The sequence below is a fragment of the Nocardioides sp. NPDC023903 genome (assembly GCF_040639295.1).
Taxonomy (GTDB): Bacteria; Actinomycetota; Actinomycetes; order Propionibacteriales; family Nocardioidaceae; genus Nocardioides.
Map to the genome: position 1 here is coordinate 113,483 of NZ_JBEZZS010000015.1, position 15,914 is coordinate 129,396.

General features: G+C 66.6%; 14 protein-coding genes. 5 read left to right on the plus strand and 9 right to left on the minus strand.

The genetic code is table 11. The features are described 5' to 3' along the window. Window positions 1-167 precede the first annotated feature (167 nt). The 4 genes from AB0F44_RS17180 to AB0F44_RS17195 all read left to right on the plus strand — a co-directional run bounded on the left by AB0F44_RS17180 (window position 168) and on the right by AB0F44_RS17195 (window position 5,956). Window positions 168-1,316, plus strand: coding sequence for an ABC transporter permease (locus tag AB0F44_RS17180; protein ID WP_357357390.1), 1,149 nt, complete (start codon window positions 168-170; stop codon window positions 1,314-1,316). A 10-nt stretch (window positions 1,317-1,326) separates the two neighbouring features. Beyond that, window positions 1,327-2,577 carry a substrate-binding domain-containing protein gene (locus AB0F44_RS17185; protein ID WP_357357392.1) on the plus strand — a complete coding sequence of 417 codons (1,251 nt, stop codon included), beginning with the start codon at window positions 1,327-1,329 and terminating at the stop codon, window positions 2,575-2,577. Between the two features lie 66 nt (window positions 2,578-2,643). Continuing rightward, entirely contained in the window at window positions 2,644-5,166 is a 2,523-nt protein-coding gene (locus AB0F44_RS17190; RefSeq protein WP_357357394.1) for an ATP-binding cassette domain-containing protein, read from the plus strand. A 46-nt stretch (window positions 5,167-5,212) separates the two neighbouring features. Further along, window positions 5,213-5,956: an SDR family oxidoreductase gene (locus AB0F44_RS17195; RefSeq protein ID WP_357357397.1), complete on the plus strand. Its 744-nt coding sequence runs from the start codon at window positions 5,213-5,215 to the stop codon at window positions 5,954-5,956. Window positions 5,957-6,049: 93 nt separating this feature from the next. Here AB0F44_RS17195 and AB0F44_RS17200 read toward each other — a convergent pair whose 3' ends face one another. From AB0F44_RS17200 to AB0F44_RS17240, 9 genes are all read right to left on the minus strand, one after another. Then, entirely contained in the window at window positions 6,050-6,844 is a 795-nt protein-coding gene (locus tag AB0F44_RS17200; protein ID WP_357357398.1) for an enoyl-CoA hydratase/isomerase family protein, read from the minus strand. Next, on the minus strand, window positions 6,837-8,456 hold the full coding sequence (locus tag AB0F44_RS17205) for a class I adenylate-forming enzyme family protein (RefSeq protein ID WP_357357400.1): 1,620 nt from the start codon (window positions 8,454-8,456) through the stop codon (window positions 6,837-6,839). The genes AB0F44_RS17200 and AB0F44_RS17205 overlap by 8 nt, the downstream gene beginning before the upstream one ends. A gap of 3 nt (window positions 8,457-8,459) precedes the next feature. After that, on the minus strand, window positions 8,460-9,233 hold the full coding sequence (locus AB0F44_RS17210; protein WP_357357402.1) for an SDR family oxidoreductase: 774 nt from the start codon (window positions 9,231-9,233) through the stop codon (window positions 8,460-8,462). A 94-nt stretch (window positions 9,234-9,327) separates the two neighbouring features. Beyond that, window positions 9,328-10,074: an SDR family NAD(P)-dependent oxidoreductase gene (locus AB0F44_RS17215; RefSeq protein WP_357357404.1), complete on the minus strand. Its 747-nt coding sequence runs from the start codon at window positions 10,072-10,074 to the stop codon at window positions 9,328-9,330. An 80-nt stretch (window positions 10,075-10,154) separates the two neighbouring features. After that, on the minus strand, window positions 10,155-11,603 hold the full coding sequence (locus tag AB0F44_RS17220; RefSeq protein ID WP_357357406.1) for an aldehyde dehydrogenase family protein: 1,449 nt from the start codon (window positions 11,601-11,603) through the stop codon (window positions 10,155-10,157). A gap of 56 nt (window positions 11,604-11,659) precedes the next feature. Continuing rightward, on the minus strand, window positions 11,660-11,998 hold the full coding sequence (locus AB0F44_RS17225) for a carboxymuconolactone decarboxylase family protein (RefSeq protein ID WP_357357408.1): 339 nt from the start codon (window positions 11,996-11,998) through the stop codon (window positions 11,660-11,662). Window positions 11,999-12,003: 5 nt separating this feature from the next. Then, window positions 12,004-12,837 (minus strand): aspartate/glutamate racemase family protein, encoded by an 834-nt coding sequence (locus AB0F44_RS17230; RefSeq protein ID WP_357357410.1) that lies wholly within the window; start codon window positions 12,835-12,837, stop codon window positions 12,004-12,006. After that, window positions 12,837-14,048 carry an acetyl-CoA C-acetyltransferase gene (locus AB0F44_RS17235; protein ID WP_357357411.1) on the minus strand — a complete coding sequence of 404 codons (1,212 nt, stop codon included), beginning with the start codon at window positions 14,046-14,048 and terminating at the stop codon, window positions 12,837-12,839. Before AB0F44_RS17235 ends, AB0F44_RS17230 begins: the two co-directional genes overlap by 1 nt. Before the next feature lie 16 nt (window positions 14,049-14,064). Then, window positions 14,065-14,805, minus strand: a complete 741-nt coding sequence (locus AB0F44_RS17240; RefSeq protein WP_357357413.1) for a glucose 1-dehydrogenase — start codon at window positions 14,803-14,805, stop codon at window positions 14,065-14,067. 60 nt (window positions 14,806-14,865) lie between these two features. Here AB0F44_RS17240 and AB0F44_RS17245 point away from each other — a divergent pair. After that, a partial coding sequence (locus AB0F44_RS17245; protein WP_357357415.1) for an acyl-CoA dehydrogenase family protein occupies window positions 14,866-15,914 on the plus strand: 1,049 nt, incomplete at its 3' end.

A 15,914-nucleotide genomic window follows, 5' to 3' on the forward strand; every position in this document is an offset into this window, starting at 1 on the left:
TCAGCGGACTACCTTGTATGAAGTAAGTCACATCAATCCCTTGACTGCTTAATGTTTCACTAGTAGGAATGTCATGTGACACCCGTCATAAAGTCAAACAATTGGCGCAGGCGTCGGGACCTTCGGCTGGAGAGCAGGGTTGCTATGCATGAGGTACGGGGCGCGTGATGAGCGCCACGACACAGTCATCAGGGGTGGGCAGGCAAGGGCGTAACGCCGGCCTCATCACCGATCTCAAGTACCGTTGGCCCGCGCGCTACCGCGCGAGCTGGGCCGCCTTGGTCGTGCTGCTGGTCGTCATCGTGCCGGTCACGCCGCGGGCGTTGAGCGGCCCTTCGGTCGAGCTCGTCACGGCCTTGGCCGGCGTACTCGTCGTCGCCGCCCTGGGCCAGATGCTCATCATCATGGTCGGCGCGCTCGATCTCTCGGTCGGAGCGATCGTGTCGGTGGCAGCGGGAGTGGTCGTCCACTACGGCGGCGAGAACGCCAACATCCCGTTGGTCATCGCCGCCGCCGTCGTCGTACCGGTGCTGCTGAGTCTGCTGAACGGTGTCCTGATCAGCGTGTTGCGACTCAACCCGCTGATCGTGACCCTGGCCACGTTCGGGATCATCACCGGGGCCATCCGGCTCTGGACCGGCGTCTCACTGTCGGTGACCGGCCGCGCGCCCGAGGCTTTGACCTCATTCGCCCAACCCGCCCTCGGCATGGTCAGTGCGATCTTTGTCTATGCGCTCGTCATCGCGGTGCTGCTCATCTTGATGTTGGGCAAAACCCGATTCGGCCAGCGCATCGCGTTCGTCGGGTCGAACCGACGCGCCGCGCGCGTGCTGGGCATCTCGGTCGTGCGGACCGAGCTCGGAACCTTCGCACTGGCCGGCCTGCTCTACGGCATCGCCGGCGTCCTCCTCGCCGGTTACCTCGGGACACCGGACGTGCAATCCGGAGCCGTCTACCAGCTGGCCACGATCACCGTCGTGGGCATCGCGGGAGCGATGTTCGGCGGCGGCCCCGCCAACGTCGCCAGTGTCGTCACCGCCGCCGTGTTCCTTCAGCTGCTCGACCAGTTCTTGGCGCTGCTCGGCCTGGGCGCCGGTTCACGCGTCATGGTTCAAGGCTTCGTACTGGTCCTCGCCGTGGGCGCCATCACGATGGGGCAATACAGCGCATCCGGTCTCAGCCGAGGCCTACGTCTCGGCGGCCGTCGATCCTCGAATCCTGCCTCGGACCACCACGATCCACTCCCCCGCGCTCGGGCGGACGAGCAAGCAATCTCGACCTCATCCCTGAATGGAGACAGAAATGACAACGACTAGGCGAGGCGGTATGCGCCTCCGACGGATATGGACGAGACTCGGCGTCGTCGCATTCGCCACCACGCTGGCCGGGACCCTCGCGGCCTGTGGTCCCAGCGAGACCGGGGGCGGCAGTAACGAGCCACGTGCCGAGATGGCCGTAGTGGAGGTGAGCGATGAGGCAGTCACCTCTGTCATCCAGCGCGCCTTCCTTCAGGACATCCCGCTGGACGACCTCGATCCGGCGATCCAGGAGACCATGAAGGTCGCTGCTCAGGAGTGGACTCCCGACATGGAGAAGCAGCTCCAGGAGTGTCTGTCTAAGAACGTGTGCGAGACCGGACGCGGCTCCCTGACGGTCGCCTTCCCGAACGACAACATCAACCCATGGCGACAGACGTTCCGTGCCGAGCTCACCGCCCAGGCCATCGCCTCCCCCGACGTCGCCAAGATCATCTACAGCCTCGGCACCGACACCGCGAGCTGGCTCGCCAACTTCAAGAGTCTGGTGGCCCAGCAGCCTGACGTGATCGTGATGGACTCGATCTTCGGCGCGGCCATCGCCCCTGCGGTGAGGCAGGCGAAGGCAGCCGGGATCACCGTCGTCCAAGCGGAGACGAACCTCCCCAAGGAGGTAGCTGAGCTCGTCGACGTCCAGGCCACCTCAGACCTCTGCGCCGCCTACACCGACGGCGCGAAGCAGGTGACCGAGCTCATTCCCGAGCCCTCGGGATACGGCCTCTACACGGGAATCCCCGGCAATGCGAGCGCCGCCGAGTGGCAGCCCTGTCTTGTCAAGGGTCTGGAGTCGGCCGGCTGGAAGAAGGTCAACGAGGGCTTCACCCAGTGGACTCCCCAGGGCATGACCCAGGAGGGCAACGCTTTGCACGCATCGGGGACCGAGCCGGCGGCTGTGGCGTACGACTACACGATGGAGTACTTCACTTCCCCGTTCCTCAAGGCCGGCGAGACGCCTCCCCTGATGATGTCCGACGCCGTCAACTACTCCTATCTGGGGCAGCTGCGTGACGCGCAGGCCGACGGCATCGACGCCAAGGCGATGGTCGCGAACAGCAGGGTCTGGTACGGCCGGGCGGGGCTGACCGCCGGCATCATGAAGGTGCTCGGCGAGGACGTCGGACATGACATCTCCATCCCGTACCCGATGGTCGATGCCGACGAGATCCTTCCGTCATTCGACCCGAAGATGCCGGCTAACGCTCCGGTCCCGACCCTGTTCGGCCCCGAGACGGCCGCCTCCGTCCTGGCGGCCGGGTCCTGACACTCCCGCAGTGGGTCCCGGGCTGCGGACGCAGCCCGGGACCCAGTTCAAACCGGAAGGTTTCTGATGGACAACACCATTTCCCGGGAGCACGAGACAGCGCTTCCACCCGAGTCACCAACGCATGAAGGCGTATGCCTCCGCGGCGTCACCAAGACCTTTCCCGGCGTCCGAGCCCTCTCGGAGGTCGACTTCGACTGCGCTCCTGGTGAGGTGCACGCGTTGGTGGGCGAGAACGGGTCCGGGAAGTCCACCCTGATCAAGGTCGCCTCGGGGGTCCTCACGCCCGACAGCGGAACCGTCACGATCGGTGGCCAGCGGTTCACCGGCGGCGGCGTCAAACACGCCCGTCAGCTGGGTCTGGCAACGGCCTACCAGGACACCGCGCTGATCGCGGACCTGAGCGTCGCGGACAACATCAGTCTCTCGCTGAATGCCATCGGCATGAGGAAGCCGGCCGACCTGGATGCGACCTTGGCCCGGTTCGACCTCCCGTTCAAGCAGACCGATCTGGTGTCACGCCTCGGCCCAGGGGCACGCCAGCTGCTCGAGGTCGCGCGAGCCATGGTCACCGAGCCGGGCGTGCTCATGCTGGACGAGCCCACGGCCGCCCTCGACATGCGTCTGGCCGCTCATCTCGAGGAGCTGGTCAAACGGGCGTGTGACGAGGGCACCGCAGTGGTCTTCGTCAGTCACCGTCTGGCCGAGGTTCGTCGTCTGGCGGACCGGCTCACGGTGATCCGCGACGGCGTACGCCAGGGCACCTTCAGCTCCAAGGACTGGGAGGTGGCCGACATCGTAGAACTGATGGTCGGTGCCCCGACCGAGCTCGAGTTCCCCAAGCGTGCAACGCCGACCAGCACCGACCTCCGGTTGGAGGTACGTGAGCTTCGCGGCCACGAGTTCGGGCCGGTCTCCCTCGAGGTGCGTGCCGGCGAGATCGTCGGAGTTGCAGGCGCCGAGGGCAACGGGCAACGGGCACTGCTCCGCGGGATCATCGGCATCGATCGGCAAGGCGGCACCGTCGCGGTCAACGGAAGAAGCCTGCATCGGGTCACACCGGGAACTGCGCTGGCCGCCGGGATCAGCCTGCAGAGCGGCGACCGGGCGGCCGAATCGATCTTCGCCCCGGTGAGTGTCATGGACAACGCAACCGCTCAGCTGGGACCAGATGCTGGACCGGCGGGCACCTCTCTGCTGGGGCGGCGGCGTCCGGCCTTCGCGAAGGCCAGCAGGGATCTCGGCATCGTGTCCGCATCCCCGTTCCAGCCGATCAGCTCCCTATCAGGGGGAAACCAGCAGAAGACCGTCCTGGCACGCCCGTCGTTGAAGAACCCGAAGGTGCTGATCGTCGATGAGCCGACCCAGGGCGTCGATGCGCGGGCCCGCCTGGACATCTACCGGGTTCTGAGTGCGGCGGCCGACGATGGGATCGGGGTGCTGATCAACTCCTCCGACTCCGCCGAGCTCGAAGGTCTGTGTGACCGCGTCTATGTGATGTCGCGTGGCACCGTGGTCACGGAGCTGAGCCAGCCCACCACCGAGAGCGAGATCGTACACAGCTTCGTCAGCGCCACGGACGCGGCAGAGGCACGGGGTGCCACCGACACGGCGCGTGGCAGCAGGTGGCGTCGCCTCCTGGAGCGGGGCATCGCGCACGTCTCCACCCCTGTTCTGCTGCTGCTGATCACCATCCTCGCCTTCTACGCCCAGAGCCGGTCGGAGTTCTTCTGGACCACGTTCAACCTCTCCAACCTTCTCCTCCTCTCACTGCCACTCGCGTTCGTCGCGCTGGGACAGCAGTTCAACATGCTCTCCAGACTCTTCGATCTCTCGATCGGGTCGGTGATGAGCCTGACCGTCGTCATCGTGTCGATGACACTTCCCGACCTCTCGTCTGGTTCCGTCCTCACGACTGCTCTGGCGCTGGCCGGCGTCGTCATCGCGGTGGGCGGGTTCAACAGCCTGCTGATCGTCGTACTGAAGGTTCCCGCGATCGTGGCCACCGTCGCGTCGATGGGCATCGTTCAGGGGATCGCCATCCTGCTCAGACCCGAACCCGGTGGCGTGATCGCCCCTGAGTTCGTCGCCGGGGTCGTGCACGGACTCGGCTACATCCCGTACGCCTTCATCGGGCTCGTCGCGCTCACCATCGGTATGGAGTACTGGCTCTACCGGCGAGGGCGCGGGCTGGCCCTACGGGCAGTCGGGTACGACGGCGAGTCTGCCTTCCGTCTGGGCGAGCGGGTGGCCTGGATCCAGACCGGCGCGCTGATGACCTGCACGCTCGGAGCAGTGATCGGAGGCGTGTTCCTGGCCGCTCAGACGGGCATGGGCTCCAACTCCGTCGGCGCCGGTTACACGCTCCCGTGCTTCGCCGCCGTCTTCTTGGGCGGCGCCGTGCTCACCGGCGGTCGCGGATCCTTCGTCGGCGCCATGCTCGGAGCCCTGTTCCTGGCGACCCTCGACAACGTGACCCCACTGCTCAACATTCCCGACGCCTGGCGGCAGATCCTCTACGGGCTCATCCTGCTCGTCGCCATCGCCGCCTACACGTCCTTGGCGAGGATCCGGACCAAGACTCGCTGACGGACCGTCGACTCAATCTCGATCATCTATTCAACAAGGAGACAACATGCCAGCACTCAGCGACAAGTCCGTCCTCATCACCGGCGCACTGGGCACCATCGGGCAGGCCCTGGTCGCCCGCTACGCCGAGGAGGGCGCCAACATCATCGCGCTCGACCGTCCCGATGCGCCCGACGCTCAGAAGATCCTGGACGCCATCGCCCCAGACGTTCGCTTCGTGGGCTGCGATCTCGGCGATCTGCAGGGGCTCGAGAGAACGGCCACGGAGCTGGCTGACGAGGTCGGCGGGATCGACGTACTGGTCAACAACGCAGCCCTGGTGATCTTCAAGCCTCACGAGGAGTTCTCCATCCAGGAGTACGAGGATCAGGTTCGGGTGAACTCCTCTGCCGTATTCGTCCTCTCGCGCGTGTGCGCGAAACACATGAAGGCCAAGAACTACGGCAAGATCGTCAACATCACCTCACTGACACTGACCGGGCGTTGGGAGGGTTACGTCCCGTACATCGCGTCGAAGGGCGCGATGTACGGACTGATCAAGGGAATGGCTCGCGAGCTGGGCGAGCACCTGATCAACGTCAACGGCATCTCGCCGGGCGCCGTACTCTCCGACGCCGAGTTCACACAGCGTGGGGACAAGCGCGACGAGTACCACGAGTGGGTCTTGGAGAACCAGAGCATCAAGCGGCGGATCGAGCCGGTCGACATCGCCAACCTCGCGGTGTTCCTGTCGACCTCCCAGTCGGACCTCATCACCGGCCAGAACATCCAGGTCGACGGCGGCATGTAGACAGAGACGAATGGCGTGTGGCCTACCTCCGGTGGAGGTAGGCCACACGCCATTTTGGTTGCAGGGCCCTACGCTGCCAGCAACTCCCGTGGCTCAGCTTGGAGACTGGCTGTACCGCTCCATCACCGCGAGGATGCCCTTGCGCACGTCGGGTCGCGCGATCAGGTCGATGTTCGCAGCGAGACTCTCTTGGAGCGCAACCTCCAGCTCGACGGTCGCCGCGGCACGAGCGACCCTCTTCGCCCGTGCGTAGGTCGCGACCGGGCCGTGCATCATCTCGGTCGCGACCTCGCGGGCCCTCCGGTCGAGCTCGTCGACCGAGCACACCTCGCTGACCATTCCGAGCTCGAGCGCCTCGTCCGCGGTGATGAAGGCACCGCTGGCGATCATCCGGGACGCCGGCGCAAGGCCGATCAGAGAGGGGAGAAGGTACGCACCGCCGGCGACGGGGACCATCCCGAGGTTGACGTAGCTCTCGGCGAACTTCGCCGTGGACGCCGCGATGCGAAGGTCACAGGCGAGGCCGAAGTCCAGACCACCCGCGGTTGCCGCCCCGTTGTAGGCGGCGATCACCGGAAGCGGAGCGTTCCAGAGCTGGCGCACCGTCACCTGGACCGCCGGCATCCAGATGTCGGCGAGATAGTCCATCAACGCGTCCGGACCGTCGGCCGTGTAGACGTCGTACATCTCGCGGACGTCAGCACCGGCGCAGAAGACGCGCCCGGTCCCGGTGAGCACGACGGCACCTACGCCGTCGGTCTCCGCGAGCTCCTGAACGGCCTCCCCCATCCGACGCACGACGTCGGGTGTGACCGAGTTGCCTCGGTCGGGACGGTTGATCCTGACAGTGCCACACCCATCAGCCGAACTGACGACGATGTCATCCACGCGTCCTCACCACTTTCGTCACGTTCTTCGGTAGGCACGCCGGGTCCTCGACCCATCCGCGCACGAGCTTCTTGATGTCGCCCCGAGCGATCTTCGCCTCGCCCGAGGCTCGAGGTATCGGGTCCGCCGACAGGTAGACGTGCCCTGGACGCTTGAAGCCGGCCAGCCGGTCCTTGACCCAGCCATCCAGCTCCTGGGCCGTGTTCGCCGTGAGGGCCGAGACGTGAACGTACGCGGCGGGTGTCTCTCCCCATCGCTGGTCGGGGACCCCGACGACCACCGCTTCGCGCACGCCGTCGTGCGACTCGAAGGCTCGCTCGATCTCCACCGGCTGGATGTTCGTCCCTCCGGTGATGATGGTCTCGCTGGCGCGGCCGACGATGTAGATCCTGCCTGCGTCGTCGATGTGGCCGAGGTCCGAGGTGCGCCACCAGCCGTCGTCGAGGAGGCGCTCGCGATGCTCCGCTTCACCGCCGAGCAGGGTCGGCGCCACGCTCGAGGTACGGATGACGAGCTCGCCGTCCTCCCCCGGCTCCGGCCGCTCCAGCACCACCCCGTCCTTGTAGACGGAGAACTCCACGCCCGGCACGGGCCGGCCGATCGAGGACCAGAGCTCGCGGCTGCGCATCTCGGGCTTGGAGAGCAGGGTGGTCGACGCCGGTGCCTCGGTCTGTCCCCAGCACTGCACCATGGCGTCGGTGTGCTCGCTGACGACCTCGAGCGCGGGGAGAGCAGCCGGCTCGCCCGCGAGCATCAGGCACGAGAGCGCCGAGCCGCGCAGCCTCGGCAGCTCCGGTGAGGTGCTCAGCCGGCGGAGCATCGTGGGAACCGCGAACATCCAGGTGATGCCGCGCTCCGCGATGACGCGGAGCATCTCGTCTGCGTCGAAGCGCTCCATGATCACGTTGGTGCCACCGCACACGAGCGTCGGAAGGACACTCCAGCCTCCCGCATAGACCAACGGGGCGACCTGCAGCGTGCGGGGAGCGGCGACCGGGCCGCTGGAGCTCATGACCCAGGTGTTGCCGAGCATGGCCGCCCGCGCGCCACGGTGGGAGATCGGGATCCCCTTGGGGCGGCCGGTCGATCCCGAGCTAAACCTGATGTGGTACAGGTCGTCCGGGCCGGTCGCCACTTGCACCCGCGCACCGGAGCCGCCCGTCACCAGATCGGCGAACGAGAGCCAGCCGTCACGGGAACCGATGATCGTCTTGAGCACCTCGCCGTCGACGAGCACCTCGTCGAGCGCCGGAGCCGAGGCATCGTCAGCGAGGACCAGCCGAACCTCCGCCAGCTCGATGCATCGAGCGAGCTCGTGCGGTGCGAAGCGGTGGTTCAGCGGGACCTTGACGAGGCCGGCCTTCAGGAGAGCGAACTCCAGCACGACGTACTCGACGTGGTTCTGGGCGGCGTACGCCACCCGGTCCCCGGGACGAAGGCCCAGCCCGATGAAGGCATTGGCGAGGCGGTTGGACGCATCACTCAGCTGAGCAATCGTGTAGCGCCGCTGGCCGGCGGCGTCTTCCACGGCCAGATCCTGCGCCGGCCGGCGCTCGACCTGGCTCATCAGCTGGACGACGGTCTGCGCGACCGAGGCGGAGTTCACGGCCATCGCTCAGTCCTGACCGAAGCCGATCGGCATGGTCGCCAGCGAGAGACCGCCATCGACCACGATCGTCTGGCCGTTGATCGCGCTGCTGCGCGGCTCGCACAGGAAGGCCATGACGTCGGCGACCTCGTCCGGCGTCGGGTACGCCCCGGAAGGAGTCTGGGCCAGCCACTGCTTGGCGTAGTCCTCCCACGCCTCGCCGGCGTAGTAGCGGAACGAGTCTGTGTCGATCGGGCCGGGGCACACGCCCACAGCGGTGACGCCCTGGCCCGCCAGCTCGATCGCGAGGTACTTCACGATCGCCTCCATCGCTGCCTTGGCGGCACCGAGCAGGCCGTGACCCGGCAACGCCCGGAAGCTGTCCCAGCCACTGACGGCGAGCACCCGCCCGCCCGCCGGCATGTGTGGCAGGCTCAGACGCACCAGGTCGAGGAAGCCCTGGACGGTGATGCCCATGGTCTTGTCGATGTGGTGCCCGTGGATCTGCATCAGCGGCTTGAACGCGCTCGCCGCGGCGTTGGCCACCACGACGTCGATGCTGCCGAACCGCTCGACGACCTGTTCGACCATCGCCGCTACGGCCTCGGTGTCGGACACGTCGGCCCGGACAGCGAGCGCCGCGCCCCCGCCTGCCTCGACGTCCTTGACCGTCTGCTGCGCGGCTTCGTCGTCGCGACGGTAGTTGACCACGATGTTGGCGCCCTCGGCCGCGAGCTTGAGCGCGAGGCGTTGGCCCATTCCGCGCGAGCCCCCGGTGATGATGACCGTCTTGTTCTGCATGTTCGTCGCCTCGTCCTGTTCTGCGGTGGATTCTTGTACTTGCTGGTGCACGGCACGGGACGTGGATCTCCACCCGCACCTGCTGGGACGGCCGCTACGAGCTCATCGTGAGCCCGCCACCCACGCAGAGGGTCTGTCCGGTGACGTAGCTAGATTCAGCCGAGGACAGGTAGGCGATCGCATCCGCGATCTCCTCCGGCTTTCCGGCGCGGCGCAGCGGGATGGCGCGTACGACGCTGGACAGGAGGGTCTCGCCGCCCTGGCTCTCGAGCAACGGCGTCTCGGTGACACCCGGCGCGACCACATTGACCCGGATACCGAACCGCGCCCACTCCCGGGCCAGTGCCTTGGCCAATGCCACGATGCCGCCCTTCGCAGCCGAGTAGACCGCCTCCCCCGACTGGCCGACCATGCCCGCCTCGGAGCTGGTGAGAACGATGGTGCCGCCGGTCTCTCGCATGGCCTCTCCGGCCGCGGCGCTGATATGGATCGCAGACATCAGGTTGACGTCGATGATGCGACGCCAGTAGTCAGGAGTCTCTTCGAGGAACCGCGTGATCGCCGTCCAGCCGACCGTCGAGACGACATGATCGATCCTGCCGGTCCTGGCGACCACGGCGGCGACGAGCCGGCGGCACTCCTCAGCACTGGTCGCATCCCATGCCTCTCCAAGATCCACGATGCCCTCGTGCTCGGCGGCCAGCTTTGCGACCGCCTCGTCATTGAGGTCTGCTGCGACTACTTGCATGCCGGACCCGGCGAGCCTCAGCGCCGTTGCGCGTCCGATGCCGGAGCCGGCACCGACTACCAGGGCTGTATGGGTCTCGCTGCTGTCTGACATGAGGGTCCTCCTGTGTTGCGACGCTCGCGGAGCGCGGGTTGAACGGGTCCTTGACGACGTTTGGTGATGCCGCTGCCTCGCTAGAGCGAGGGAAGGGCGTGTGCTTCCTCGTCGAAGCCGTAGATCGACTTCACCTCCAGGTACTCCTCGAGGCCGAACACGCCCATCGACCGGCCGATGCCGGACTGCTTGTAGCCGCCCATCGGGGTCAGCGAGTTCGTGTTGGCGCCGTTGAAGGAGATGCGACCGGCCCGCAGGCCGCATGCGAACTCATAGCCGCGTCTGCGGTCCTCGCTGAAGACATAGCCGCCCAACCCGAAGATCGAGTCGTTGGCGATGTCCAGCGCCTCCGCCTCGCTCTGGTAAGGCATGACCACCAGGACAGGACCGAAGATCTCCTCCTTGGCCAACGTCATCTCGGGGGTCACGTCCGCCAGCACCGTCGGCCGGCAGAAGAAGCCCCGGTCGAACCCGTCCACCCGGCCCGGTCCTCCGACGACCAGGCGGCCGCCCTCCTCGAGGCCGACGTCGATGTGGTTCTGCACGCTCTTGAACTGCTGGGCATGCACGAGCGGGCCATGGGTGGTGGCCGGGTCGCGCGGATCGCCCACGCGCATCCGCGCGATCTCGTCCTCGAGGAACGGCAAGATGTCCTCGACCTGGCTCTCGTGGACCAGGAGCCGACTGGGCGAATGGCACGACTGGCCGGTGTTGGAGAAGCCGCGCTGGATGTTCCAACGAGCGGCCTTCTCCAAGTCGCCGTCGGTCAGCACGATGTTCGCCGACTTGCCGCCGAGCTCCAAACAGACCCGCTTGACGGTCTGTGCCGCCGACTGTCCCACCCGGGCTCCAGCGACGGTCGACCCGGTGAACGACACCATGTCGACGTCAGGATGGCTCGACAGCGCCTCGCCCACGACGCTGCCGCGACCGATGACCAGGTTGAAGACGCCGGGCGGAACGCCCGCTTCGTCCATCACCTCGGCCAGGGCCACGCCGGACGCTGGCGAGGCGTCCGAAGGCTTGAGCACCATCGTGCAGCCGGCGGCGATGCCGTAGATCACCTTGATCACCGATGTCTGGATGGGCCAGTTCCACGGCGAGATCAGCGCACATACACCAATGGGCTCGCGCCTGACGATCGTGTCTGCCAATTGCTGGTCGAAGGCGTAGGCCGCGATCAGATCACGGGCGACCTTCATGTGCCCTGCCGGTCCAGTCACCTGCGCCTTGAACGAGACGGGCACGCCGACCTCTTGCGCGATCAGCTGCGACAGCTCCGCGTCGCGACGTTCGTACGCCGCGATGATCCGGTCGATCAGAGCGACCCGCTCGTCGATCGAGCTCGTCGAGAAGCTTGGGAACGCGTGCTTCGCCGCCGCGACCGCGCGATCGACATCGTCTCCACCGGCCCCGGAGGTCACCGTTGCCCACGGTTCCTCGGACGTCGGGTCGATCAGCGTCCGCGTCTCCTCGCCCGATGGCTCAACCCACTTGCCGTCGATGTAGAGATGGTGAAACTGCTTCACTTCGTGCCTCCAGGGTCTTCGAATACGTGCGTGTAGGTCGGGCCGGCGTCGCTGGTCTAGGTCAGCTCGTCGTGTGCCCAACCGAGCGCCTCGACGGCTGGTGCCAGTCCGAGGGTCGTCCCCAACAGCAGGATGACCACCTGCTCGATCTCCGCCAGCGTCGCTCCGGCATCGACGGCGCGGGTGCAGTGCACACGGAACCCGCCTTCGTTCTTCGTGGCAGCGAAGCCCGTGAGCAGCGTCAGCTCCCGCTGCTTGGCATCGAGCGGACCGAAGGCGTCCGCGGCGACGCGGAGCCCACGGAAGGCGGTAGCCACGTCCGGCGCGGTCTCCCGCAACCGGTCGAGGTTCGATACGAACGTGTCCTGCTTGCTCAACGGGTAGTCATAGCTCAACTGGCTCAGTCCTTCGTTATGTCGGTGGAATCCGATGCGAGACGTCCGAGTGCGGGCAGGTTGTAGCCCTCGGCGTACTCCCCCGCCGCCTTCCGGATGGAGTCCACGGGCGCCTTCGCGTAGAGGCGGCGACGGCTGACGAATGAGCCCAACCTCTGGCGGATACGGATCGCGCTCTCGGCCGCTGCGACGAGCGACACCGTGCCGTCGAGCAACGGTGCTCCGTCGACCTCGCGCAGACCGACCGCGTTCAAGAAGGCTGTGAGTCGACCGCCGGCGGGAATGACGACCTCGGCGCCCTTCTCGAGCGACGCGCGCGCCGCTGCGGTGAACGATTCGATCGCCTTCTCGCGACCGGACTCGTCGGAGAAACAGGCGTCGAGCTCGTGCGGGGTCAGGCCCATGCACTCGATGCTTGCGAGCCTGTCGCGAAGGCCGTACTTCGCCACGTTCTCCTCGAACCGTCCTCCGAAGTAGGGGTTGACTCCTACGAGCGAGAACGTGCTGCCCATCATGCAGGAGGTCAACATCGACGTCTCGCCGAGGCCGAGGACAGGGATGTCGACCATGGAGCGCGCCTCGCGCAGTGCGGGATCGAGGATGTTGCCGATCGCGACCGCGTCGTAGCCGTCCTGCTCCGCGCCGATCACCGAGTCCAGGATCGAGATCCAGTCGAGCGTCTCGAAGAAGCGGAAGCTGTCGATACGGCCGACGCGGGTGCCCCTCAGGTCCACCTCGGTGCCAGGTGACTTCACCTGGTCCACGTAGTCCCGCAGGAACGGGAAGTAGTTCGGCGAGTACTCCTCGCGCGACATGCTCAGATAAAGGATCTTCGGCATCAGGGCATCCTCTCGAAGATCGCAGCGATGCCCTGGCCGCCGCCGATGCACATGGTCTCCATGCCATAACGAGACTCCCGCCGGTCCATCTCCCGCAAGAGATTGGCCAGGATGCGCCCGCCAGTCGCACCGATCGGGTGGCCCAACGAGATACCGGAGCCGTTGACGTTCACCCGCTCGAGATCGGCGTCGGCCAGGCCCCATCCACGGAAGCAGCCCAGGACCTGGGCGGCGAACGCCTCGTTGAGCTCGATCAGGTCGATGTCAGCCCACGACAGGCCGGCCCGCTCGAGCGCGCGCCGGGCCGCCGGCACCGGGCCGATGCCCATCATGCGCGGCTCGACACCGGCCAAGGACCAGCTGACCAGCCGAGCGAGCGGGCGCAGTCCGAGCGACGCCGCCTTCTCGGGGGTGGTCACGATGGCGACCGCAGCAGCATCGTTCTGGCCACTCGAGTTTCCCGCCGTGACCGTGGCATCCGGACGCCCAGCCGCGAGCATCGGCTTCAGCTTGGAAAGGGACTCGACCGTCGTGCCAGGGCGAGGGTGCTCGTCACGGGTGATGACGAGTGGGTCAGCCTTGCGCTGAGGCACCGTCACCGGAACGGTCTCGTCCTCGAACAGACCGGCCTCCATGGCCGCCACCGCACGGGCGTGCGACCGGACCGCCCACTCGTCCTGCTCGAGACGGGTGACACCGAACTCGCGGCCGACGTTCTCCGCCGTCTCGATCATTCCGCCCTCGACCGGAAAGCGCCAGCCGCCGGAGTTCGTACGCGGCTGGGCCAGCCGGTCCAGCATGCGTGGCGCCCCGCCGGCGTTCCATCGCATGTTCGGCACGTAGTACTCAGCCTGGCTCATGCTCTCCGCGCCACCGGCCAGGACCAGGTCCGAGCCTCCTGTGGCCACCTGCATGCAGGCGTAGAGCACTGCCTGAAGACCCGAACCGCACCTGCGGTCGAGCTGGAGCCCCGGCACCGTCACGTCGAGCCCGGCGTCGAGCACCGCGATGCGGCCGATCGCGGCCGCCTCGCCGTTGGCGTACCCCTGGCCGAAGATGACGTCATCGATGTCGTCGGCGGTGATGCCGGTGCGGTCGACCAGGCCCTTGACCACGGTGGAGGCCAGGCTCGCGACTGACACGTTCTTGAACATGCCCCCGTACCGACCGACGGGTGTGCGGATCGGCTCGCAGATGACCGCCTCGGTCATGTTGTTCGCTCCCATCTCAGACGCTCGACTCTCCACCGTCGACCGCGATGGTCTGGCCGGTCAGAAAGTCCGGCGCCTCGAGTGCGAGGTAGCGCACGACGTTGGCCAACTCGTCCGGATCGCCCATGCGATGAGCCGGGATCCGGCGCAGAACCTTTGCCATCGCCGCCTCGTCTGCGCGCAGCTCGGCGTTGATGTCGGTCGCGAAGTAGCCCGGTGCGACTGCGTTCATCTGCGCACCGAACCGAGCCCACTCGGCAGCGACGGCACGGGTGAAGTTGATGACGGCGCCCTTGGAGGCGCCGTAGGCCGAGTATCCGGGACGCCCCACCAGACCGAACACCGAGGCGATGTTGACGGCGCGCCCCTGCCCCCGTTTGGCGAATCGACGTCCGGCCTCTCGGCTGCACAGGAACATGCCGCGAACGTTGGTGTCGAAGATGCGGTCCCACTCCCCCTCGTCGAGGTCAACCAGGTTGGACAGCGCCGCGATCCCCGCGTTGTTGACGAGAACGTCGACCGCACCCAGCTCGCCCTCCGCAGCCCGGAACAGTCCGGCGACCGCGTCTGCGTCTGTCACGTCGGTCGGATGCACGAACGCCTTCCCGCCCTCCGCTTCGATCGCCTTCTGCACCTGCTCCAACTGCTCGACGGACCGGCCGGCAAGAGCGACGGCGGTGCCGGCAGCAGCAAGTTCGCGGGCGATTGCCTCGCCTAGACCCCGCCCGGCTCCAGTTACGACAGCTACTGTGGACATGTCTGAATAATGTCTGACATCATGCATTGCAGTCAAGTGTTGACCCACCGAGGAGCGTAGATGGCCCGCCTTGCCGAGACCGAAGGTCTCACCGATATTCAGGAAGAGATCCTGAAGACCGTCCGTCAGTTCGTGGACGAGAAGGTCATTCCGGTGGCCCAGGAGCTGGAGCACGCCGATGAGTATCCGACCGAGATCGTCGAAGGTCTCAAGGAGCTCGGCATCTTCGGTCTGATGATCCCGGAGGAGTACGGCGGGCTGGGTGAGTCGCTGCTGACCTACGCGCTGTGCGTCGAGGAGATCGCGCGCGGTTGGATGTCGGTCTCCGGCGTCATCAACACCCACTTCATCGTGGCCTACATGCTGATGCAGCACGGCACCGAGGAGCAGAAGCAGAAGTACCTGCCGAAGATGGCCACCGGCGAGGTACGTGGCGCGTTCTCGATGTCCGAGCCCGGTCTCGGCTCGGATGTGAGCGCGGTGTCGACCAAGGCGACCAAGCTCGAGGACGGGTCCTACAGCATCACCGGCCAGAAGATGTGGCTGACCAACGGTGGCTCCTCGACCCTGGTCGCGGTGCTGACCAAGACCGATGAGGGCGCCGAGAGCGTCTACAAGAACATGACCACCTTCCTGGTGGAGAAGACCCCGGGCTTCGGCGAGACCGCGCAGGGCGTGACCGTGCCCGGCAAGATCGACAAGATGGGCTACAAGGGCATCGACACGACCGAGATGATCTTCGAGGGTCACAAGATCTCGGCCGACCAGATCCTCGGTGGCACCCCGGGCAAGGGCTTCTTCCAGATGATGGACGGTGTCGAGGTCGGCCGCGTCAACGTCGCCGCCCGCGCCTGCGGCCTGGCGATCCGGGGCTTCGAGCTCGGCATCGCCTACGCCCAGCAGCGCCAGACCTTCGGCAAGAAGATCGCCGAGCACCAGGCCATCCTGTTCCGCCTGGCGGAGATGGGCACCAAGGTCGAGGTCTCCCACAACATGATGGTCCGCGCCGCGCGTCTGAAGGACACCGGCAAGCGGATGGACGTCGAGGCCGGCATGGCCAAGATGGTCGCCTCCGAGTACGCCAACGAGGTCGTGGAGGACTCCTTCCG